Source organism: Castellaniella defragrans (assembly GCF_014203015.1).
In the GTDB taxonomy this organism is placed as follows: Bacteria; Pseudomonadota; Gammaproteobacteria; order Burkholderiales; family Burkholderiaceae_B; genus Castellaniella; species Castellaniella defragrans.
This window is the reverse complement of the sequence record NZ_JACHIB010000009.1, coordinates 29,105-50,488: the sequence shown is the minus strand read 5'-3', so window position 1 is coordinate 50,488 and position 21,384 is coordinate 29,105. Positions and strand designations below refer to the sequence as shown.

Genomic DNA, 21,384 nt, shown 5'->3' with positions numbered 1-21,384 from the left:
GCCGCCCCGCCGGGCACCGCCGCGAACCGGGGGCGAGGCCCGTCCGCCGCCCTGCGCGGTCAGTCAGGCCACGTGCTGCAGGAAGTCCTTCAGGCGCTGGCTGGGCGGCTGGCTGAGCAGGGTCGCGGGATCGCCGTCCTCGGCGATCTTGCCCGCGTCCATGAAGATCAGCCGGCTGCCGACCTTGCGGGCGAATTCCATTTCGTGGGTGACCACGATCATGGTCATGCCTTCCTCGGCCACGTCCTGCATCACCTTCAGGACCTCGTGGCGCAATTCCGGGTCCAGCGCCGAGGTCGGCTCGTCGAACAGCATCAGCAGCGGCTTGATGGCCAGCGCGCGGGCGATCGCCACGCGCTGCTGCTGGCCGCCGGACAGCTGCCCCGGGTAGTGGCCGGCGCGCTCGGCCAGCCCGACCTTGGTCAGCAGCTCCAGCGCCTGCGCGCGGGCCTGGTCGCGCGGCGTGCCGCGGGCGTGGAGGGGGCCGAACATGACGTTCTCCAGCGCCGTCAGCTGGGGGAACAGGTTGAACTGCTGGAACACCATGCCGGCCTCGCGGCGCAGTTCGCGCACCTGCGCCGGCGGGCCCAGGACGCTGTGGCCGTTGACGATGATGTCGCCGCCCTGGATGGTTTCCAGCACGTTGATGCAGCGCAGGAACGTGGACTTGCCCGAGCCCGAGGGTCCGACCACGACCACGACCTCGCCCGCGTCGATGCTCAGGTCGATGCCGTCCAGGACGACGTTGTCGCCGAAGCGCTTGGTGACGTTCTTGAATTCGACGATGCTCATACGATGCGCGTCCTGTGTTCGATGTATTTCAGCGCCAGCGCGATGCAGCCCGTCATGATCAGGTAGATCACCGCCACCGCGCCCCAGATCTCCACGGCGCGGAAGTTGCCGGCGATGATCTCCTGGCCCTGGCGGGTCAGTTCGGCCACCCCGATCACGATGAACAGGGACGAGTCCTTGAGGCTGATGATGCACTGGTTGCCCATGGTCGGGATCATGCGCCGCAGCGCCACCGGGCCGATGATGCGGGCGAGGATCTTGTGGAACGGCAGGCCCATGGCCTGGCCGGCCTCGTACAGACCCTTGGGCACCGACTGCAGGCCGGCGCGCACGATCTCGGCGATGTAGGCGCCCGAATTGATCATCAGCGTCACGGTCGCGGCGGTGAAGCCGTCGATGCGCAGGTTCACCAGCAGCGGCAGCGCGAAATAGATGAACATCACCTGCACCACGATCGGCGTGCCCCGGATCACCAGGATGTAGACCTGGGAGAGGAAGGACAGCACCAGCGGGATCCAGGACAGGAAGCGCCAGGCCAGCAGGGCCAGCACCGCCAGCCGCAGGGCCCACCAGGCCGCGTCGGGCACGCCGGCCAGGGGGCCGGCATCCAGCCAGGCCGCCAGCCGCAGCAGGGCCACGGCGGCCGCCAGCACCACGACGCTCCAGGCCAGGGTGCGGCGCGTCACGGGCACCGGCACGTAGGTCACCACCACCCCGGACAGGGCGCCGATGATCGTGCCGCCGACCAGGCCCAGCAGGGTGATCTGGATCGTCATCCACGAACCGGCCATCAGGTCGGGCCAGGCGGCCCAGATGGCCGACCATTCAAAAGTCATGGTCTATCCCCATGAAGATCGGCGTCCGCAGGGCGGACGCATGGAAAGACGGGCCACCGGCGCTGCGCCCGGCGGACCGGCGGCCCGGCGGGAGAGGCTGTTCAGCCGGGGCGGCCCGGCGATGAAAAAGCGGCGGACGGACGCATGCATCCGGCCGCCGCCGTCGGATCGATCGGCCGCGTTCAGTTCACGGCGCTGGCCTTCTGGCCGAACCAGGTTTCGTACAGCTTGTCGTAGGTGCCGTTGGATTTCAGCTCGGACAGGGCCTTGTTGACCACGGGCACCAGCTCGCTGCCCTTGGGGAAGGCGATGCCGTAGAAGTCGCCGCTCTTGAGCGAGCCCACGACCTTGACCTTGCCGTTGCCGGCGGTCTTGGCGTAGTACTGGACGTTGGGCGTGTCGTGCACCACGGCGTCCACGCGGCCCGTGGCCAGCTCCAGGAAGGCGTTGTCGATGTTCGGGAAGAGCTTGAGCTTGGCCGAGGGCACGTTGGCCTTCATGTAGTCCACCGTGGCGGTGCCGATCTTCACGGCCACCGTCTTGCCTTCGAGGTCCTTGGCGGTCTGGATGGGGCTGTCGCTGGAGACCAGGATGGCCAGGCCCGACTCGTAGTAGGGCTCGGAGAAGTCGATGACCTTGGCGCGGTCCTCGCGGATGGTGATCCCGGCCAGGGCCACGTCCACGTTGCGCGTCTGCAGGCCCGGGATGATGCCGTTGAAATCCATCGGCTGCAGGCGGTATTTCAGGCCGGCCTGCTTGGCGATGGCTTCCCAGAGCTGGATGTCGAAGCCGGTGTACTTGCCGTTCTGCTTGAACTCGAAGGGCACGAAGGCGGTGTCGGTGGCGACGATCAGGTCCTTGGCGCTGGCCTGGGTCATCGGCAGCGCCAGGGTCAGGGCCAGTCCGGCCAGGGCGGCCTTGAGGGTCTTGGACAACATCATGGAGTCTCCTTGTGGGATTCGTCTGCTGCGGCCGATTCGCCGCGTCCCCGCCAATGTTAACTGAAATGCCCGCGATTCCTGCGCCCCGGAGGGCCGGAATCGCGGGCACGGGCCGCGATTTTGGGGAAATCCCCTAAATCAGAACGCGGGGACGATGGCGCCCTTGTAGTGTTCCAGGATGTAGTCGCGCACCTTGGCGGTGTGCAGAGCGTCGACCAGCTTGCGGATCGCGGGATCGTCCTTGCGGTCGGCGCGGGTCACCACCAGGTTGGCGTAGGGGGAATCCTTGTCCTCGATGAACAGGGCGTCCTTGACCGGGTTCAGGCCGGCTTCCAGCGCGTAGTTGGTGTTGATCAGGGCCACGTCCACGTCGGGCAGCACGCGCGGCAGCGTGGCGGCTTCCAGTTCGCGGAACTTCAGGTGCTTGGGGTTTTCCGACACGTCGCGGGCGGTCGCCAGGATGTTGCTCGGGTCCTTCAGCTTGATCAGGCCCTGCTTCTGCAGCAGCAGCAGCGCGCGCGCGCCGTTCGAGGGGTCGTTCGGGATGGCGATCTGGGCGCCGTCCTTCAGGTCCTTGATGTCCTTGATCTTCTGCGAGTAGGCGCCGAAGGGCTCGACGTGGACCAGGCCCACCGGCACCAGCTTGGTGTCGTGTTCCTTGTTGAAGGAATCCAGGTAGGGCTGGTGCTGGAAGAAGTTGGCGTCGATCTGCTTGTCGGAGACCTGCAGGTTCGGCTGGACGTAGTCGGTGAACACCTTGATGTCCAGGTCCACGCCTTCCTTGGCCAGGTCGGGCTTGACGAATTCCAGCAGTTCGGCGTGCGGTACGGGGGTGGCCGCCACGGACAGCTTGGCCGCCTGCGCCGGGACGGCGAAGGCCAGGGGCAATGCCAGCGCCAGGACCGGCGCGAATTTCTTGAACATGAGAATCTCCTGAAACGAGGATTTACCGTCTGTTGAGTCTGGCCACCCAGCGGTCGCCAAACACCTGAAAAACCTGCACCATGATCACCAGGATCACGACCGTGACCGCCATGACGTCGCCCTGGTAGCGCTGGTAGCCGTAGCGCACCGCCAGGTCGCCCAGGCCGCCGCCGCCGATCACGCCCGACATGGCCGAATAGCCCACCAGGGTGATGGCCGTGACCACGATGGCCGCGAGGATGCCGGTGGTCGCCTCGGGCAGCAGCGCCCACAGCACCGTCTGGCGGGATGTCGCCCCCATGGCGCGGCAGGCTTCGCTCACGCCGGGATCCAGTTCGCGCAGCACGTTTTCCACCAGCCGGGCGAAGAAAGGCGCCGCGCTGGCCACCAGCGGCGGGATCGAGCCCTGCACCCCCAGCGCCGTCCCCACCACCAGGCGGGAAAACGGGATCATCACGATCAGCAGGATCAGGAACGGCACCGAACGCAGCACGTTCACGACGAAGGCGACCGTCTGGTAGACGGCGCGGTTGTCCATGGCCTGCCCCGGGCTGGACAGAAACAGCAGCACGCCCACCGGCAGCCCGATCAGCACGGTGAACAGCAGGGAAAAGCCGGTCATCAGCAGGGTGTCGATCGTGGCTTCGCCGATCATCCACCAGTCCACGTTCGCCATCATGGCCGCAATACCTCGTAATCGACGCCCGCCGCGTCCAGCGCGGGGACGAGCGCGTCCAGGCCGGCCGCGGTCCCCTGGGCCGCCACGACCAGCTGGCCGTAGGGCGTGTCCTTGATCCGCCCCACGGAGCCCTGCAGGATGCTCAGGTCCAGGCCCAGGTCGCGGCTCAGGCGGCTCAGCAGCGGGCTGGCCGTGCTGTCGCCGCGGAAGCTCAGGCGCAGCAGGCGGCCCGGCACGCCCTGCGCCAGCGCGCGCCAGCCTTCGCCGCCGTCCAGGCCGCTTTCGGACAGCAGCGCGCGCGTGGCGTCGTGGCGCGGATGCAGGAAGACTTCCAGCACCTGGCCGGCCTCGACGATGCGGCCGCCCTCGATCACCGCCACCCGGTCGCAGACCGCGCGGATCACGTCCATGCCGTGCGTGATCAGCACGATGGTCAGCCCCAGGCGCTGGTTGATGTCGCCCAGCAGGCGCAGGATGGACTGGGTGGTCTCCGGGTCCAGCGCCGAGGTCGCCTCGTCGCACAGCAGCAGGCGCGGCTTGCTGGCGAGCGCGCGGGCGATGCCCACGCGCTGCTGCTGGCCGCCGGACAGCTGCCCCGGGTATTTGTGCGCCTGGTCGGCCAGGCCGACGAGGTTCAGGACCTCGCGGGCGCGCGCCTCGCGGTCGGCGCGCGGCAGGCCCGACAGGCGCAGCGGGAAGCACACGTTGTCCATCACCGTGCGCGAGCGCAGCAGGTTGAAGTGCTGGAACACCATGCCCACCGAGCGCCGGTATTCGCGCAGCTGGGCGTCGGAGAACGCCGTGATGTCGCGCCCGTCCACCCGCACACTGCCCTCGGTGGGGCGCTCCAGCAGGTTGAGCATGCGGATCAGGGTGCTCTTGCCCGCGCCCGAACGCCCGATGATGCCGAAGACCTCGCCCTCGCGGATGTTCAGGTTGACGTCGACGAGCGCGTTCACCGCCCGGCCGGCGGATTCGTACGTCTTGCGGATGTTCTCGAGATCGATCAAGATGCGGAGCCACTGGAAGCCATCCCGCGCCGCCCGCCTTGGGAGCGGCCCGGTGATGAAAAAAAACGCTCCCGGATCAACGGGATGCGAAACAGGAATTTACCATGCCGATTTGGCTGATTATGCCGATAACATATTACTTGGAATCATAAAAACGATCCCCGGACGCGGGTGGGCTAGAATCTCCGGCATCCCCACCGCATTCCGTTCCAGAGGGGCCGCATGCCGCGAGACGAGCCGTCCGAAGTCCTGGCCTTTCTGGCCGAACGCCTGCGCGCCCCCGGCGCGGAGGCCCCCGAGACCGTCCAGACGCACATTTCCATCCTGCTGCTGGGCCGCGACCGGGTCTACAAGCTCAAGCGCGCCATCCGCCTGCCCTACCTGGACTTTTCCACACCCGGCCTGCGTCTGGACGCCTGCCGCGAAGAAGTGGCGCTCAACCGGCGCACGGCTCCGGCGCTGTACCTGGGCGTGCGGCGCATCACCCGCGAAGCCGGCGGCGCGCTGGCCTTCGACGGCCAGGGCGAGCTGGTGGACGCCGTGGTCGAGATGAAGCGCTTCGCCGAGGACACCCTGTTCACCCGGCTGGCGCAGGCGGGCCGCCTGGACCGCCCGCTGCTGACCGCCCTGGCCCGCACCATCGCCGGCTTCCATGCCCAGGCGCCACGCGCGCCCGGCGGGGACGGCGCGCAGCGCATCCTCGACGTGCTCGAACTCAACGAGCAGTGCCCGGACATGGCGCCCGCGTTCGGCGCCGCGGCCGTGGACGCGCTGCGCGCCGCCCTGCGCAAGGCCTGGGCGCGGCACGCGCCGCTGCTCGACGCACGGGCGCGCGCCGGCAAGGTCCGCCGCTGCCACGGCGACCTGCACCTGCGCAACCTCTGCCTGCTCGACGGCCAGCCCACCCTGTTCGACTGCATCGAGTTCAACGAAGCGATCGCCACGATCGACGTCCTCTACGACCTGGCCTTCCTGCTCATGGACCTGTGGCAGACGGGCCTGCGCGCCGAGGCGAACTGGGTGATGAACCGCTACATGGACGAGAGCGGCGACGCCGGCGGCCTGCCGCTGCTGCCCTTCTTCATGGCGCTGCGCGCGTCGATCCGCGCGCAGGTGCTGTCCACCCAGGCGGCGCTGCCGGGCGCGGCGCGCCAGGACATCCTCCCGCAGGCCCGCGCCTACCTGGACCTGGCCATGGCGCTGCTGCGGCCGGCCCCGGCGCGGCTGCTGGCCATCGGCGGCCTGAGCGGCACGGGCAAGTCCACGGTGGCCGCGGCCATCGCGCACCGCATCGGCGCCGCGCCGGGCGCGCGCATCCTGGCCAGCGACCGCATCCGCAAGCGCCTCGCGGGCGTGCCGGCCGAAACGCCCCTGCCGCCCGACAGCTACACCCGGGAATCGTCCGACCGCGTCTACGCCGCGCTGGCGGCGGAGGCGGCCCGCACGCTCGCCCTGGGCCACGCCTGCATCGCCGACGCCGTGTTCTCCCGCCAGGAGGAGCGCCAGCGCATCGAGCGCTGCGCCGCCGAGGCCGGCGCGCCCTTCCAGGGCATCTGGCTGGAAGCCGACCCCGACACGCTGGTCGCGCGCGTGCGCGCACGCAGGAACGATCCGTCCGACGCCACCGCGGACGTGGTGCGCGCCCAGCTCCGGCGGCACACCCGTCCCCAGGGCTGGCTCGCGGTCCAGGCCGGCCAGGATGCCGCCGCGACACAAGCCGCGGTGCTGGCTGCGCCGGGCATCGCCCCGGACGGCGCAGGCTGACGGGGCGGGCGTCCGGGCCGGCGGAGGCTGATCGGACGAGGGCTGACGGGACGGCGGAGGCTGATCGGACGAGGGCTGACGGGACGGAGAGCCCAGGCCGGCGGGACGGAGAGCCCAGGCGGGCGGGCTGGCCGGACGGGCGGTCCGATCGGGCGGTCCGATCGGGCCGGGAGACGCTCCCGCGGGACGGGCGCGAGGCACGTTCGGGGCACATGCGCGGAAATACGGATTCACGGACCCGCGGCCTGGATCGCACAATGACACCATCGCACCGGGTGTTGTCGCCCGCTGCCCGCCCGGACCGCACCCCGAAAAGCGCGGCGCCTCCCCGAAGGGAGGCGCCGGACGCTGGATTCGCAAGGAGGATTCTGGTGGGTCGTGCGCGGCTCGAACGCGCGACCAACGGATTAAAAGTCCGGTGCTCTACCGACTGAGCTAACGACCCACGAAGCCTTTTATTTTGACATTGCATCAATACAGCGTCAAGCGCCCGGAGTCCACGAGAGACCGTTCCATGCCCCACCCCACCGCCAGACCGCCCCTGCGGCTGCACATCCTGTCCGACCTGCACCTCAGCCTGCAGGGCCTGGAACCGCCCGACGTCCAGGCGGACCTCACCATCCTCGCCGGCGACATCGCCCGCCCCCGGGCGGCGATGGAATGGGCCGGCCGGATTCCCCGCCCCGTGCTGTACGTGCCGGGCAACCACGAATTCTACGGCGGCACCATCCCCGCCGTGCGCGCGGAACTGGCCGAGCAGGCGCAGGCCCGCGGCATCGAACTGCTGGACCAGCGGGCCGTGGTGATCGGCGGCGTGCGCTTCCTGGGCGCCACCCTGTGGGCGGATTTCGAGCTGTTCGGCGCCGAGCTGCGCGACCTGGCCATGGAACGCTCGGCGGAATACCTGCGCGACTTCCAGGTCATCGGCAACGGCGACGGCACGCGCTTCACGCCGCGGGACGCCGCCGCGCTGTTCCGCGAGCAGTACGACTGGCTGGACGCCCAGCTGGACGCGCCCCACCCGGGGCCGACGGTGGTCATCACCCACCACGCGCCCAACATGCGCAGCGTGCATCCGCGCTTCGCCGAATCGCTGGTCAGCGCGAGCTTCGTGTCCGAATGCGCCGGCCTGCTGGGTCGGGCCGATCTCTGGATCCACGGCCACACGCACGACAGCTTCGACTACTCGGTGTATGGCGCCCGCGTCGTCTGCAACCCGCGCGGCTATTACTTCAACGGCACGAACGAGAACCCCGATTTCGATCCCGGCCTGTGCATCGACGTGCCCTGCCGCGCCGAGGCGCTGCAGGCGTAGAGTCCACTTTTCGCCGCCGGGATGAGCCTGGACATGGGGCGGTCCCAATGGACTGCCCCATGCCTGGCGAATCCGGGCGGCCCGCAAGCCGCGAGGCGGGAAAATACGCCAACCGGAAGAGTCGCGGGCTTCTTGCCCACGACCCTACCTCGCGCGGGAAATCCGCACCTCGGCCCCGCGGCGCTTGACCTCCAGACCTTCGGACGGCAGGATGCGCAGGCCTTCCAGGCCCTTGATGTAGCTGGAGCCCTGCATCTGCATGACGCGGATCTTGTTGCGCATCACCACCGGATTGTGCTCCGGCATGCCGAACATCCAGACTTCTTCCAGGATCCGGGCCGAATTGATCTCGCCGGTGTGCTGGGCCGCCGGCCCCAGGCACAGCATGTGGCCCTCGCGGCCGAAGACCGGCAGCGTGTCCAGGCCGGGGCGCACCGTCCAGCGGGTGCCGCCTTCGTAGCGCCAGCCCGTGTTCAGGTCCCACCAGGCGTCGCCGCGGGGCAGATAGACCTCGGTCGCGCCGCCGGGGCGCATCACCGGCGCCACCAGCAGCGCCGGCCCCAGCAGGTACTGCGTGTCCCAGGCATGCGCGTCGGCGTCGGCGGGATAGGCCTGGGCCATGGAACGCTGCACCGGCAGGCCGGTGCGCACGGCGTCGTCGATGATGCCGGCCACGTAGGGCAGCAGCCGGTAGCGCCACTGCAGCCAGTGCGCCACCAGGGCGCGCGTGTCGGCGTCGAAGGCGTCCGGCATCAGCGCCGGCAGCCCCTGGAAGCTGAAATTGGCGGAAAACACGCCCATCGCCAGCCAGCGCAGATAGAGCTCGGGCGTCATGGTGTCGGCCGGGCGCTGGGCGTTGCCCAGACGATGGGTCTGCACCGCCACGCCGCTGTTGCCCACCGCCAGCGCGGCCCGCAGCGTGGCCGCGTAGCCGTCCCAGTCGTTGTCCACGTCCGGCCCCTGCTGCCAGGCGAAGCGCTGCACCCCGGGGAACAGGTCGCGGCTGAGCATCACGCCTTCCTGGGGCGTGCGCGGGCCGGCGACGGCATCGAACAGGGCGCGGCGCGCCAGGTGGGGATAGGCCGTGCGCAGCACCGCGCCGGTTTCGCCGCCGCGGGCCTCGATCCCGTCGGGCAGGTCGAACTGCGCCTGGCAGGCCGGCGCGTCCAGGCCTTCTTCCACGGCTTGCAGATGGCGTTCGGTCCACAGGCGGGCCGCGTCCCGGTGCGTCAGGTCCAGCAGTCCGAACGGCCGCCCGCCGGAGGCCGGCGTGCCGGGGCAGACCCAGGGCTCGCCTTCGTCGTCGCACAGCAGCCAGCCCCGGTCTGCCCATTCGTCGAACAGCGGCGTGCCCTGCAGGACGCCGGGAATGCAGGCGCCCGCCAGGTGGACGTCGAGCGCGGACGCCGCCGCCGCGCAAGCACGCCAGTCGGGAATGCGGTCGGCAGCCCACTCGAATACCGGCTTGTCGACCTGGAAGCCCAGGATGGCCGGATCGGCCAGCAGCAGCGCATCGAGCGCCATGCCCTGGCCGCGCAGGCTGCGGACCTGCTGCAGGCTGGCCTCGACGGACTGGCCCGGCGCCTGGTCCAGCCAGACCCCCATGGGCCAGAGATTGGGCTGGCCGGCGCGCCCCGTGAGCGCCGTGTACTGGTTGAGGATTTCGGACGGCTCGCCGACGAACAGGAACAGGTCCAGGCCCGCGCCCCGCGCCTGAACGGCGTAGGCGCCTTCGGCGCGCAGGTCGTGTTCCACGCGGTCCAGCGTATTGACGTGCATGCCCCAGCCGCGCGGGCTCCAGGCCAGCGGCAGGGCGCGGTCGGCCGGCGCGTCCGACACCAGGCGGACGCCGCGCCGATCCAGGCTGGCGAGGGATTCGCCCAGGCCGTACACGCCCTCGTCGGGCTCAAGCGTCCAGGCAAGCGTCCAGAGGCCCGCATCGCCCCCGCCGGCCGGCCGCACCGGCAGGCGGACGCGGGCCACGCACTGGTCGCCGCGGGACAGCCGCAGGCCGGCATCGGGACCGCCGACCTCCAGGCCGGCGTCGCCCTGCGTCAGGCGCCAGCCGCCGGATTCCAGCGGCCGGCATTCCATTTCGCCGACGGGCTCCTGGCGCACCAGCAGCATGTCGGCCTGGCGCTGCGCGCGCGGCGTCGGCTTGGCCGGCTCCAGCCAGGTGCGCGGCCCGCAGCGCAGCCGGAAGACGCCGGGCGCGTGCGCCTCGATCCGGAAGCGCCACTCATCGGCGTGCAGCGCCCATTCGACGCACGAGGGCGTCATGACGACCGGGCCGGTCTCGAAAACTTGGTCCGCCAATTCGATGGTGGGCGACACAGCGTGATCCTCTGGGCACTCTACCCGCATGAGTCTTATATAAAAGACGTTATTCTGACGGATTTGCGCCATAAAATAAAATGCCGGCGCATGCCCGGCGATCCATCCGCGGCCGGCGCGGGATCAGCGCGGGGCGATGCGCCGGACCAGTTCGCGCTCGGCGGGCACGGGCTCGCCGTCCATCCATGCGCCGATCAGGTCGCCCGCCAGGGCGGACCAGCTCAGGCCGCGCGATCCGTAGGCGCAGGCAAGCCACAGGCCCGGCCGATCCGGCACCGGGCCAATCACGGGCAGATGGTCGCGCGTGGCGGCCCGCCAGCCGGCCCATCCCACGGCCGCGCCGCGTCCCAGCCAGGGGATGTCGCGCGCATCGACCCAGTCCCGCACGCGCGCCAGGATGTCCTGGTGGCCGGCTTCGTCCGCGACCGCCTCGGACGCATCGGGCCGGTAGGTGCTGCCGGCCACGCCCCAGCCGTCGCGGGGCGGCAGGCAGTAGCCGCGCCCCGACAGGACGCAGCGCGGCACCGCGGCATCCCCCGCCGGATACAGGCTCACCTGGCCGGCGAGGGGCGCGAGCCGCGACAGCACGGCCAGGGGCTCGACCGGGACCACGCCGGCCAGCAGCGCCGGCGCATGCAGGGCGTTGGCCAGCACGAGATGGTCCGCGCGCCCCAGTTCCCGCCCCTCGGCGTCCCGCAAAGACCAGCCGCCGCCGGGCGCCGCGGCCAGCGCGCCGACGGCGCAGGCCCGGCGCGTCACGCCCGGCAGGCTCAGCAGCGCGGCGATCAGCTCGCCCGGGCATGCGCGCAAGGCCTCGGCGAACCAGAGGCCGCCCCAGGGCACGCCGACCCCGGCCCGCAGCCCCGCCTGCGCCGGATCGAGCCAGCGCACCCAGTCCGCCGGGAAGCCCAGCCGCGCCAGCGCCCGGCGCTGCAGATCCGCCTGCGCCTCCGACTGCGCGCAGACCAGCGCGCCGCAGGCCTGCGGCCGGGCCGGGCCGTCCAGGTCCAGCCAGCGGGCGCGCGCCCGCGCCAGGCCGGCGCGGCTCAGGCGCGAGCGCGTGTCGTCGTCCGGACTGAGGGCGGGCACCAGGGCGGCGGCGCCCCGGCGGCGCAGGGCCGGATCGACGTCCAGGGCGCACAGGGGATCCCAGACCTCGACCTCGTGGCCGCGCGCGGCCAGGGCCTGCGCCACTCCGGCGCCCGCCAGGCCGCCGCCCACCACCGCCACGCGGCGGCGGTCCGGCTCGGGCGGCGCGGCGCCCAGGCCGGGGCGCAGGACGGCCACCGTCATCTCGCGCTTGCCGGCGAGGCCGGGTGCCTTCTCGACCAGGAAGCCGGCGTCGCGCAGGTCGCGCCGCACCTGGCCGGCCGCGCACCAGGTGGCGGCCGTGGCCCCGGCCACCGCCAGGCGCCGCAGCTGGCCGAAGACGGCGGGCGACCACATGTCGGGATTGACCCGCGGCGCGAAGCCGTCCAGGAAGAAGGCGTCGACGCGCGCCTGCGCCTGGCGCGCCAGGCGGCGGATGTCGCCGAACATCAGGGTCAGGACGACCCGCCCGTCCTGCAGTTCCAGCCGGTGGACGCCCGGCAGCAGGGCGGGCCAGCGCCCGGCCAGCTCATGGGCCAGCGGCCGGCATTCGTCGGGCAGCCGGCGCCAGGCCCGCAGCAGGTCTTCCGCGGCGAAGGGATGCGCCTCGAACGCCAGGTAATGCAGCCGGCCGCTGCGCGCGGGATCGTCCAGCCAGGCCCGCCAGGCGGCCAGGAAATTGTGCCCCAGGCCGAAGCCGGTCTCGGCGATCGTGAACGCCGCCCGCCCGCGCCAGCGCCCGGGCAGGCCGTTGCCCGCCAGGAAGACGTGGCGCGCCTGCGGCAGCGCCCCGGCGGCGCCGTGGTAGACGTCGCCGTATTCCAGGCTGCGCGGCACGCCCTGCTCGTCCTCCCGCCATGAGGCAGGCTTCAAAATTTCATGCTTGTCCGACATGCGGGGACACTCGTCCGGTGGTCACGTACAATGGGATGAACACGCCACGCGGGCCGGCTGGCGGCCTGCGGACGCATCACGGGAATCAGCGCTTCATGTCCAGTTCGCACTTCCTGTCGGCAGACTGCCTGGATGCCGCCGTCACGGCGGCGCATGCCGCAGCCGCCATTCTACAAACCCACGCCCTGCACCGCGCGGATCTCGTGGTCGACCACAAGATGCGCAACGACCTGGTGTCCCAGGCCGACCGCGAAGCCGAACGGGCCATCATCGACATCCTGCGCGCCCGCACCCCCGGCATCGGCATCGTCGCCGAGGAATCCGGCGGCGAGCCGGGCGCACAGGCCACCTGGTGCATCGACCCGCTGGACGGCACCACCAACTTCATCAGCGGCATTCCCCATTACGCCGTCTCCATCGGCCTGATCGGCCACGCCGGCTGCCGCCTGGACGGCCGCACCCCGCTGCCCCAGGACACGCCGCTGATCGGCGTGGTCTACGACCCGAACCGGGAAGAACTGTTCTCCGCGCTGCACGGCCTGGGCGCCTGGCTCAACGGCCGCCGCATCCAGTGCTCCCCCACGCCGACGCTGGACCAGTCGGTGCTGGCCACGGGCTTCCCCTTCCGCGACTTCTCCTTTGAATCCCTCTACATGCCGACGCTGCGCGACGCGATGCACGCCACGCGGGGCATCCGCCGCCAGGGCTCGGCCGCCCTGGACCTGGCCTGGACGGCCTGCGGGCGCTACGATGGCTACTGGGAAATGGGCCTGGCGCCCTGGGACGTGGCCGCCGGCACGGCGCTGGTGCGCGCGGCGGGCGGCGTCTGCGAGGACATCCGCCACCAGGAGCCCTGGCCCGAGAGCGGCTACGTCTACGCCGCCAACCCGCACATCGCCGCCGCGCTGGATGGCCTGATCAATCGGCGCGCAAAGGGGGCGCCATGACAAAGGGGGCATCATGAAAGAGATCCTCGACACGCTGGGCGGCTGGCTGCCCGACCTGACCGACATCCGCCGCGCCATCCACGCCTGGCCCGAACTCGCCTTCCAGGAAGTACGCACGGCCGACACGGTGGCGCGCCTGCTGGAATCCTGGGGCATCGAGGTCCATCGCGGCCTGGGCGAGACCGGCGTGGTCGGCCGCATCGCCGGGCGCGGGCCGGGCCGCTCCATTGGCCTGCGGGCCGACATGGACGCCCTGCCCATGCCCGAGGCCAACACCTTTCCGCATGCCAGCCGCAACCCGGGGACGATGCACGCCTGCGGCCACGACGGCCACACCACCATGCTGCTGGCCGCCGCCCGCTACCTGGCCGGGCAGCGCGACTTCGACGGCACGGTGCACGTGATCTTCCAGCCCGCCGAGGAAGGCGGGGGCGGCGCGCGCCGCATGATCGAGGACGGCCTGTTCGATCAATTCCCCATGGACGCGGTGTTCGGCATGCACAACTGGCCCGGCCTGCCCGCCGGCTCGTTCGGCCTGACCGACGGCCCCATCATGGCCTCCAGCAGCACCTTCGAGATCACGCTGCGCGGCCGCGGCGCCCACGGCGCCATGCCCCATCTGGGCGTGGACCCGGTGGTCGCGGCCGCCCAGCTCACCCTGGCCTTCCAGACCATCCTGACCCGCGACCTGGACCCGCTGGAATCGGGCGTCATCAGCGTGACCCAGATCCACGCCGGCTCGGCCGACAACGTCATCCCCGACCAGGCCGTGATGCGCGGCACGGTGCGCACGCTGACGCACGGCGCGCTGGACCTGATCGAAACCCGCATGCGCGAGCTGACCGGGCCGCTCGCCCAGGCGCTGCGCTGCGAGGCGGACTTCCGCTTCCAGCGCGAATACCCGGCCACCGTCAACCACCCCGAACAGGCCGCCCTCTGCGCCCAGGTGCTGGCCGACCTGGTCGGCGCCGACCAGGTCGATCCCCAGGTGCGGCCCTCGATGGGGGCGGAGGACTTCGCCTTCATGCTGCAGGCCCGCCCCGGATGCTACGTCTGGATCGGCAACGGCATGGGCGACCACCGCACGCCGGGCCACGGCCTGGGGCCCTGCACCCTGCACAACGGCAGCTACGATTTCAACGACGCCATCATCCCGCTGGGCGCCGCCTACTGGGTGCTGCTGGCGCACCGGTTCCTGGCCGGCTGAGCGCGCGGCCCCGGCCCGCGGCCGTCAGGAAACCGACCCGGACAAACAGTTAAAATACGCGCTTTGCCGACACGCGCGCCCTCCGATCCGGACGCGGCGCCCGGCATCCATCCCGAGGCCGCCATGACCACTGCCCTGCCCTCCTCCGATCGCCCGGTCACCCTGCGCGTCATGCCCCAGCCGGCCGACGCCAACATCCATGGCGACGTGTTCGGGGGCTGGATCATGTCCCAGGTGGACATCGCCGGCTCGATCCCCGCCACGCGGCGCGCGGGCGGGCGGGTCGCCACCGTGGCCGTCAACGCCTTCACCTTCAAGCAGCCCGTCTTCGTGGGCGACCTGCTCAGCTTCTACGCGGAAATCATCCGCACCGGCCGGACCTCCATCACGGTCTCGGTCGAAGTCTACGCCGAGCGCCAGCGCCTGGAGGCCGAAGTCGTCAAGGTCACCGAAGCCACCCTGACCTACGTCGCCACCGACGAGGAACGCCACAGCCGGCCCCTGCCCCCGATCTGAGGAGCGCGCATCGATGGCCGATCAGCCCGTTGCCGACGAGACCGCCATCCCGGTCGTCATTCCGCGCCGCCTGGACCCGGAAGACGCCCAGCTGGCGCTGCAGGAACTGCAGGCCATCCTGAAGCGCCAGGAGGTCGTGGACGCGCTCGCCCAGCGCCAGCACGAAGACGAGGACGAGGACGGCTCGAACCTGCTCGAAGGCATGCTGCAGCGCCAGCACGAGGACGAGATCCGCCAGATCGTCAATGCGCTGCATCCGGCCGACATCGCCTTCATCCTGGAATCCCTGCCGGTGCAGCAGCGCCAGGCGGTCTGGCAGCTGGTCAGCCAGGAACACGACGCCGACGTGCTCCTGGAAGTCGAGGACTGGGTCCGCGAATCGCTGATCGAGTCCATGGACCACGAGGACCTGATCGCGGCCACGGGCGCCATGGACGCCGACGAGATCGCCGATCTCGCCCCCGACCTGCCGCCCGACGTCATCGCCGAGGTCCAGAAAGGCCTGACCGATGCCGAGCGCGCGCAGCTGATCGCCGCCATGGGCTACCCGGAGGACACCGTCGGCGCCATCATGGACTTCGACATGGTGCGGGTGCGCGAGGACGTGACCCTGGAAGTCGTGCTGCGCTACCTGCGCCGGCTGCACGAACTGCCCGACCACACCGACCAGATCTTCGTGGTGGACCGCGCCGACCAGCTGCGCGGCACCCTCTCGCTGTCGCGCCTGCTGCTGAGCGAACCCGACACCCTGGTCAGCGCGGTGATGGAGCCCGACGTCCTCAGCCTGAACCCGATGGACCCCGACATCGACGCCGCCAATGCCTTCGAGCGCTACGACCTGGTGTCGGCCCCGGTGGTGGACGAGCAGGGCCGCCTGATCGGCCGCGTCACCATCGACGAGGTGGTGGACGTGCTGCAGGAAGACTCCCACGAGCAGGAGCTGTCGCGCGCCGGCCTGCAGGAAGAGGACATCTTCGCGCCCGTCCTGGCCGCCCTGCGCAACCGCGCGCCCTGGCTGCTGGTGAACCTGTGCACGGCCTCGATCGCGTCCTTCGTGGCCTCCCGCTTCGAGGACACGGTCAGCCACATCGTGATCCTGGCCTTCCTGATGTCCATCGTGGCCGGGATCGGCGGCAATTCCGGCAACCAGACCATGACCATGATCATCCGCGCCATGGCCACGGGCCGCGTCACCGGCGCCAACATCACCCAGCTGGTCAAGCGCGAGCTGCAGGTGACCTTCCTGGTCGGCGCCTGCGGCAGCCTGGTGGCGGCGACCTTCGCCTGGATGATCTCGGGTTCCTACGCGGTGGCCGGCGTGATGATGGCGGCCATGGTCGGCAACATGCTGATCGGCGCGGCGCTGGGGGTGCTGATCCCGCTGCTGCGCGACCGCTTCGGCAAGGACCCCGCCGTGGGCTCGTCGGTGCTGCTGACCTTCGCCACGGATTCGCTGGGCTTCTTCCTGTTCCTGGGGCTGGCGACGCTGTTTTTGCTGTAGTTGCGTCGCACCGGCTCGGAAGAAAAAGGCCGGGACGCGATGCCCGGCCTTTTCACACGCCCCAGGAAGACGGATCTCAACCGCCCCTGGCGGCTTACTTCAGCTGCCCATGGCAGTGCTTGTACTTCTTCCCGCTGCCGCACGGGCAGGGATCGTTGCGCCCCACGCGCGGGACCGCGCCGGCCGGCGTCGCCGCCTTCTGGCCGGTGGCCCCGGCCGGCGTCTCGTCCAGGCCCAGATCCTCGCCGCGCAGCGCCGCGTCGTAGTCGGCGTGGTGGTAGCGCACGTTTTCCAGCGCCGGCGAGGCGGGCTCTTCGACCGCGACCTGCTCGCGCGACTGGATGCGCACCGTCATCAGCACGCGGATCGTCTCGTTGCGGACGCGGTCCAGCATGTCCGAGAACAGCGTGAACGCCTCGCGCTTGTAGGCCTGTTTCGGGTCCACCTGCGCATAGCCGCGCAGATGGATGCCCTGGCGCAGGTGGTCCAGCGACGCCAGGTGGGCGCGCCAGTTCGTGTCCAGCGACTGCAGCAGCACCGAGCGCTCGAACGGCCGCCAGCCGGCCTCGCCGACCAGCGCGACCTTCTCGTCGTACAGCCGCCGGGCCTCGGCCAGCACCCGCTCCAGCAGATCGTCGTCCGTCAGGTTGGGTTCCTTTTCCAGCATCTCCGTGAGCGGCAGCGCGATCGACCAGTCGGACTCCAGGCACGACTGCAGGCCCGGGACGTCCCACTGCTCTTCCATCGTCTCTTCCGGCACGTAGCGGCGGAACACCGCCGTGATCTCCGCGTCGCGCAGGTTGGCGATCGTGTCGGCCACCGATTCCGCTTCCAGGACCTCGTTGCGCTGGGCGTAGAGCACCTTGCGCTGGTCGTTGGCCACGTCGTCGTATTCCAGCAGCTGCTTGCGGATGTCGAAGTTGCGGCCCTCGACCTTGCGCTGCGCCGACTCGATCGAGCGCGACACCATGCGCGCCTCGATCGGCTCGCCTTCGGGCAGGCGCAGGCGCTCCATGATGGCGCGCACGCGGTCCCCGGCGAAGATCCGCATCAGCGAATCGTCCAGCGACAGGTAGAAGCGTGAGGAGCCCGGATCGCCCTGGCGGCCGGCGCGGCCGCGCAGCTGGTTGTCGATGCGCCGCGACTCGTGGCGCTCGGTGCCGATGATGCGCAGGCCGCCGGCCTTCTTCACGGCCTCGTTGGCCGGCGCCCATTCGGCGCGGATGGCCGCGATGCGAGCCTCTTTTTCTTCCGGGGACAGGTCCGGATCGGCGCGCACCAGGTCGATCTGCTTGTCCACGCTGCCGCCCAGCACGATGTCCGTGCCCCGGCCGGCCATGTTGGTGGCGATGGTGATGTGGCCCGGCTTGCCGGCCTCGGCCACGATCTCGGCCTCGCGCGCGTGCTGCTTGGCGTTCAGCACCTCGTGCGGCAGGCCTTCCTTTTTCAGCGCGTTGGACAGCAACTCGGAATTCTCGATGCTGGTGGTGCCCACCAGCACCGGCTGGCCGCGCTTGTGGCAATCGACGATGTCGGCCAGGATCGCGCGGTACTTTTCCGCGTCGGTCTTGAAGACCTGGTCGTTCTGGTCCTGGCGCGCCATCGGCCGGTTGGTCGGGATGATGACCGTCTCCAGGCCGTAGATTTCCTGGAATTCGTAGGCCTCGGTGTCGGCCGTCCCCGTCATGCCCGCCAGCTTGTCGTACATGCGGAAATAATTCTGGAACGTGATCGAGGCCAGCGTCTGGTTCTCGTTCTGGATGCGCACGCCTTCCTTGGCCTCGACCGCCTGGTGCAGGCCGTCGGACCAGCGCCGGCCCGCCATCAGGCGGCCGGTGAATTCATCGACGATGACCACCTCGCCGTCCTGGACCACGTACTGCTGGTCGCGGTGGAACAGGTTGTGCGCGCGCAGGGCCACCAGCAGATGGTGCATCAGCGAGATGTGGCGCGGGTCGTACAGGGACTCGCCCTCGGGCAGGATGCCCTGGCGCGCCATGATCTGCTCGGCCTTGATCTGGCCGGCTTCCGACAGGTGCACCTGCTGGGCCTTTTCGTCCACCCAGAAGTCGCCCTCGGGCTCGGGCTCGTGGGGCTTGGGCTCTTCCGTCATGCGCGTCAGCAGGGGCGGCACCGCGTTCATGCGGATGTAGAGCTCGGTGTTGTCCTCGGCCTGGCCGGAGATGATCAGCGGCGTGCGCGCCTCGTCGATCAGGATCGAGTCCACCTCGTCGACGATGGCGTAGGCCAGGCTGCGCTGACGGCGGTCTTCCGGGCGGAATTCCATGTTGTCGCGCAGGTAGTCGAAGCCGTATTCGTTGTTCGTGCCGTAGGTGATGTCGGCGCGGTAGGCGGCGCGCTTTTCCTCGTTGTCCTGCTGCGGCACCACCACGCCGACCGTCATGCCCAGGAAGCCGTAGAGCCGGCCCATCCATTCGGCGTCCCGGCGGGCGAGGTAGTCGTTGACCGTCACCACGTGGACCCCGCGGCCGTTCAGGGCGTTCAGGTAGACCGCCAGCGTCGCCATCAGGGTCTTGCCTTCGCCGGTGCGCATTTCGGCGATCTTGCCGTTGTGCAGGGCGATGGCGCCCAGCATCTGGACGTCGAAGTGGCGCATGCCGAACACGCGCCGGCTGGCCTCGCGCACCACGGCGAAGGCTTCGGGCAACAGGGAATTGAGGGACTTGCCTTCCGCGATCCGCTGGCGGAATTCGCCGGTCTTGGCCTTCAGCGCGTCGTCGGACAGGGCCTGCATGGAAGGTTCGAGCGCATTGATCTGCGCGACCTGCTTGCGGTACTGCTTCAACAGCCGGTCGTTGCGGCTGCCGATGATCTTTTTGAGCAGAGAAACCATATCGTGTCGTCGCTGCGGGCCCGAAGGGTGATCGGACGCCGGAAGATTGTGAGGCGCGGCCGCCGAATGGTGACCGCAGGTAAACGCTGCAGTTTAACGCAGGGCGGAAGCCCCCGCATCGGCGGCGGACGCCGCGGCGGGCTCTGCCTGCGCCACCCGATCCGCAGCCAGCGCCAGGCGCGTACGGGCATCGTCCTGGATGAACAGGGTCGGGTCCAGGGGGTAGTCCGCCATCCGCACCTCGAAGTGCAGGTGCGAGCCGGTGGACCGGCCGGTGCTGCCCACCCGCGCGATCAGCTGGCCCTGGCGGACGATGTCGCCCGCCTTCACCAGCACGCTGGAGGCATGGGCGTAGCGGGTGCGCAGGCCGTTGCCGTGGTCGATCTCCACCATCCGGCCGTAGCCGTGCCAGGTGCCCGCCCGCGTCACCAGCCCGCCGGACGCCGCCCGGATCGGCGCGCCGCGCGGGGCGACGAAATCCAGGCCCTCGTGCATGGTGTGGCGGCCGCTGACCGGATTGCGGCGCCAGCCGAAGGACGAGCTGAGCGCCGGATAATCGACCGGCGAGAGCGTGGGCAGGCTGGCCTGGAAGCCCGCCTGGCGCGACAGGGCCGCGTCCACCAGGGCGTAGGCGTCCTCCTGGGTCTCCAGGCGCCGGCCCAGCGCGTCGATGTGCCGGCCCAGCAGTTCCGCGGCGCCGACGCCGGTGGCCGGCAGCGACTGGCCGGGAATGTCATCCATCACCGGGGCGTCGCCGCCCTCGTCCTGCGCCAGGCCGGCCAGCCGGCCGGCGGGGGCGACGCCGGCGGAGGCAGCGGCACCGACATCGGCACGGACGGAGGCGCCGACACCGCCGCCGACAGACGCAGAGACAGGGGCCGGGGCCGGGGCGCCGCCGGAAGCGGAGGCCTCCCGGACGGCGCCCACACCCGGGTCGAGTTCCGGCGCCGTGTAGCTCAGGCCGGCCGCCTGGGCCACGCGGGCGCGCACGGACTCCATGGCCAGCACGCGGCCCTGCAGCTCGCCCAGCTTGCCCGCCAGGCCGGCGATGCTGCCCTGCAGCGCCGCCGAATCCTGGCGCAGGCGCAAGTCGATCGCCTCGCGCTGGCCGGGATCCATGGCGGGCGTGCGCCAGGCCTGCCACTGGGCCCCGCCCCAGGCGGCCAGCGCCAGGGCGCAGACTCCGCCCAGACTGCGCAGGAGGCGCGCGTTAGAATGCAGCCAGAGCGCTGCACGAGCGCTGTGTTTCGATCTCGTCACTCTCGTCACTCGAAATTCCTCATGTCCATGGCGACGCCGCCGCGGCGGCAGCGATCCTCCGGCACTCCGGCCCTGGAATGGCTGGACCGCCACCCCCAGGGCGCGCAGCTGATGCGCACGGCGCGCGAGCTGCTGGCCATCCAGGCCGTGCTGGCCGGCACGCTGCCGGCCGCCCTGGCGCGCCGGATCCGGGTGGCCCGCATCGATGGACCGCAAATCACCGTGATGGTTCCCGGACCCGCGCATGCCGCCCGGCTGCGCCAGTCGACCGAGGCCGCCGCCGCCCGCCTGCGGGACGCCGGCTGGCCCGTGGAACGGATTGTCGTCCGGATCGACGCCGCCATGGGCCGCACCTGGACGGAAAAGCCCCACCGGGAAGCCGAGCCCCTGGGGGAAGGCGCCCTGCGATCCTTCGAGGACCTGGGGCGCCGGGTAGCGCCGGGCCCGCTGGCCGACGCCATCGGCCGGCTGCTGCGCCATCATCGTTCGTGAGGATGGGTCCGGACACAGGGCAGTCCCCG

The 21,384-nt window shown here is 70.7% G+C and carries 17 protein-coding genes and 1 tRNA gene; 7 read left to right on the top strand and 11 right to left on the bottom strand.

The genetic code is table 11. From position 1 onward, the window contains the following. Nucleotides 1–63: 63 nt before the first annotated feature. From glnQ to HNR28_RS08805, 6 genes are all read right to left on the bottom strand, one after another. Nucleotides 64–792 (bottom strand): glutamine ABC transporter ATP-binding protein GlnQ, encoded by a 729-nt coding sequence (gene glnQ, locus HNR28_RS08830; RefSeq protein ID WP_043684639.1) that lies wholly within the window; start codon nucleotides 790–792, stop codon nucleotides 64–66. Next, nucleotides 789–1,628, bottom strand: a complete 840-nt coding sequence (locus tag HNR28_RS08825) for an ABC transporter permease subunit (RefSeq protein ID WP_043684642.1) — start codon at nucleotides 1,626–1,628, stop codon at nucleotides 789–791. The genes glnQ and HNR28_RS08825 overlap by 4 nt, the downstream gene beginning before the upstream one ends. Nucleotides 1,629–1,810: 182 nt before the next feature. Beyond that, nucleotides 1,811–2,566 carry a glutamine ABC transporter substrate-binding protein GlnH gene (gene glnH / locus HNR28_RS08820; protein ID WP_043687796.1) on the bottom strand — a complete coding sequence of 252 codons (756 nt, stop codon included), beginning with the start codon at nucleotides 2,564–2,566 and terminating at the stop codon, nucleotides 1,811–1,813. 141 nt (nucleotides 2,567–2,707) lie between these two features. Then, nucleotides 2,708–3,493: a MetQ/NlpA family ABC transporter substrate-binding protein gene (locus HNR28_RS08815; RefSeq protein WP_052355958.1), complete on the bottom strand. Its 786-nt coding sequence runs from the start codon at nucleotides 3,491–3,493 to the stop codon at nucleotides 2,708–2,710. 22 nt (nucleotides 3,494–3,515) lie between these two features. Beyond that, nucleotides 3,516–4,172, bottom strand: a complete 657-nt coding sequence (locus HNR28_RS08810) for a methionine ABC transporter permease (protein ID WP_043684645.1) — start codon at nucleotides 4,170–4,172, stop codon at nucleotides 3,516–3,518. Then, nucleotides 4,169–5,182, bottom strand: a complete 1,014-nt coding sequence (locus HNR28_RS08805) for a methionine ABC transporter ATP-binding protein (protein ID WP_043684648.1) — start codon at nucleotides 5,180–5,182, stop codon at nucleotides 4,169–4,171. The genes HNR28_RS08810 and HNR28_RS08805 overlap by 4 nt, the downstream gene beginning before the upstream one ends. A gap of 222 nt (nucleotides 5,183–5,404) precedes the next feature. Between HNR28_RS08805 and HNR28_RS08800 the strand changes: the two genes are divergently transcribed. Further along, nucleotides 5,405–6,946, top strand: a complete 1,542-nt coding sequence (locus HNR28_RS08800; RefSeq protein WP_052355959.1) for a bifunctional aminoglycoside phosphotransferase/ATP-binding protein — start codon at nucleotides 5,405–5,407, stop codon at nucleotides 6,944–6,946. 369 nt (nucleotides 6,947–7,315) lie between these two features. On the opposite strand, the gene HNR28_RS08795 is transcribed toward HNR28_RS08800, so the two are convergent. Further along, a tRNA-Lys gene (locus HNR28_RS08795) sits at nucleotides 7,316–7,391 on the bottom strand. Between the two features lie 69 nt (nucleotides 7,392–7,460). On the opposite strand from HNR28_RS08795, the gene HNR28_RS08790 reads away from it, so the two are divergent. Beyond that, nucleotides 7,461–8,261 (top strand): metallophosphoesterase, encoded by an 801-nt coding sequence (locus HNR28_RS08790; protein WP_242404217.1) that lies wholly within the window; start codon nucleotides 7,461–7,463, stop codon nucleotides 8,259–8,261. A 144-nt stretch (nucleotides 8,262–8,405) separates the two neighbouring features. Here the strand turns inward: HNR28_RS08790 and HNR28_RS08785 are convergent, their stop codons facing one another. Continuing rightward, nucleotides 8,406–10,541 carry a glycoside hydrolase family 31 protein gene (locus HNR28_RS08785; RefSeq protein ID WP_043687807.1) on the bottom strand — a complete coding sequence of 712 codons (2,136 nt, stop codon included), beginning with the start codon at nucleotides 10,539–10,541 and terminating at the stop codon, nucleotides 8,406–8,408. Between the two features lie 177 nt (nucleotides 10,542–10,718). Then, nucleotides 10,719–12,557: an FAD-dependent 5-carboxymethylaminomethyl-2-thiouridine(34) oxidoreductase MnmC gene (gene mnmC / locus HNR28_RS08780; RefSeq protein ID WP_244978246.1), complete on the bottom strand. Its 1,839-nt coding sequence runs from the start codon at nucleotides 12,555–12,557 to the stop codon at nucleotides 10,719–10,721. A 116-nt stretch (nucleotides 12,558–12,673) separates the two neighbouring features. Here mnmC and HNR28_RS08775 point away from each other — a divergent pair, with 116 nt between their 5' ends. The 4 genes from HNR28_RS08775 to mgtE all read left to right on the top strand — a co-directional run bounded on the left by HNR28_RS08775 (nucleotide 12,674) and on the right by mgtE (nucleotide 16,749). Then, nucleotides 12,674–13,525 (top strand): inositol monophosphatase family protein, encoded by an 852-nt coding sequence (locus HNR28_RS08775; protein ID WP_043684651.1) that lies wholly within the window; start codon nucleotides 12,674–12,676, stop codon nucleotides 13,523–13,525. A gap of 13 nt (nucleotides 13,526–13,538) precedes the next feature. Further along, on the top strand, nucleotides 13,539–14,732 hold the full coding sequence (locus HNR28_RS08770; RefSeq protein WP_043684654.1) for a M20 aminoacylase family protein: 1,194 nt from the start codon (nucleotides 13,539–13,541) through the stop codon (nucleotides 14,730–14,732). Between the two features lie 123 nt (nucleotides 14,733–14,855). Then, nucleotides 14,856–15,248 carry an acyl-CoA thioesterase gene (locus HNR28_RS08765; RefSeq protein WP_043687809.1) on the top strand — a complete coding sequence of 131 codons (393 nt, stop codon included), beginning with the start codon at nucleotides 14,856–14,858 and terminating at the stop codon, nucleotides 15,246–15,248. Nucleotides 15,249–15,261: 13 nt separating this feature from the next. After that, nucleotides 15,262–16,749, top strand: coding sequence for a magnesium transporter (gene mgtE, locus HNR28_RS08760; RefSeq protein ID WP_052355961.1), 1,488 nt, complete (start codon nucleotides 15,262–15,264; stop codon nucleotides 16,747–16,749). A 94-nt stretch (nucleotides 16,750–16,843) separates the two neighbouring features. Here the strand turns inward: mgtE and secA are convergent, their stop codons facing one another. Both secA and HNR28_RS08750 read right to left on the bottom strand, forming a co-directional pair. Beyond that, nucleotides 16,844–19,603 (bottom strand): preprotein translocase subunit SecA, encoded by a 2,760-nt coding sequence (gene secA / locus HNR28_RS08755; protein ID WP_043684657.1) that lies wholly within the window; start codon nucleotides 19,601–19,603, stop codon nucleotides 16,844–16,846. A 93-nt stretch (nucleotides 19,604–19,696) separates the two neighbouring features. After that, entirely contained in the window at nucleotides 19,697–20,863 is a 1,167-nt protein-coding gene (locus HNR28_RS08750; RefSeq protein WP_242404218.1) for a M23 family metallopeptidase, read from the bottom strand. Nucleotides 20,864–20,884: 21 nt separating this feature from the next. Between HNR28_RS08750 and HNR28_RS08745 the strand changes: the two genes are divergently transcribed. Beyond that, on the top strand, nucleotides 20,885–21,355 hold the full coding sequence (locus tag HNR28_RS08745) for a DciA family protein (RefSeq protein ID WP_043684659.1): 471 nt from the start codon (nucleotides 20,885–20,887) through the stop codon (nucleotides 21,353–21,355). The last annotated feature ends 29 nt before the right edge of the window (nucleotides 21,356–21,384 follow it).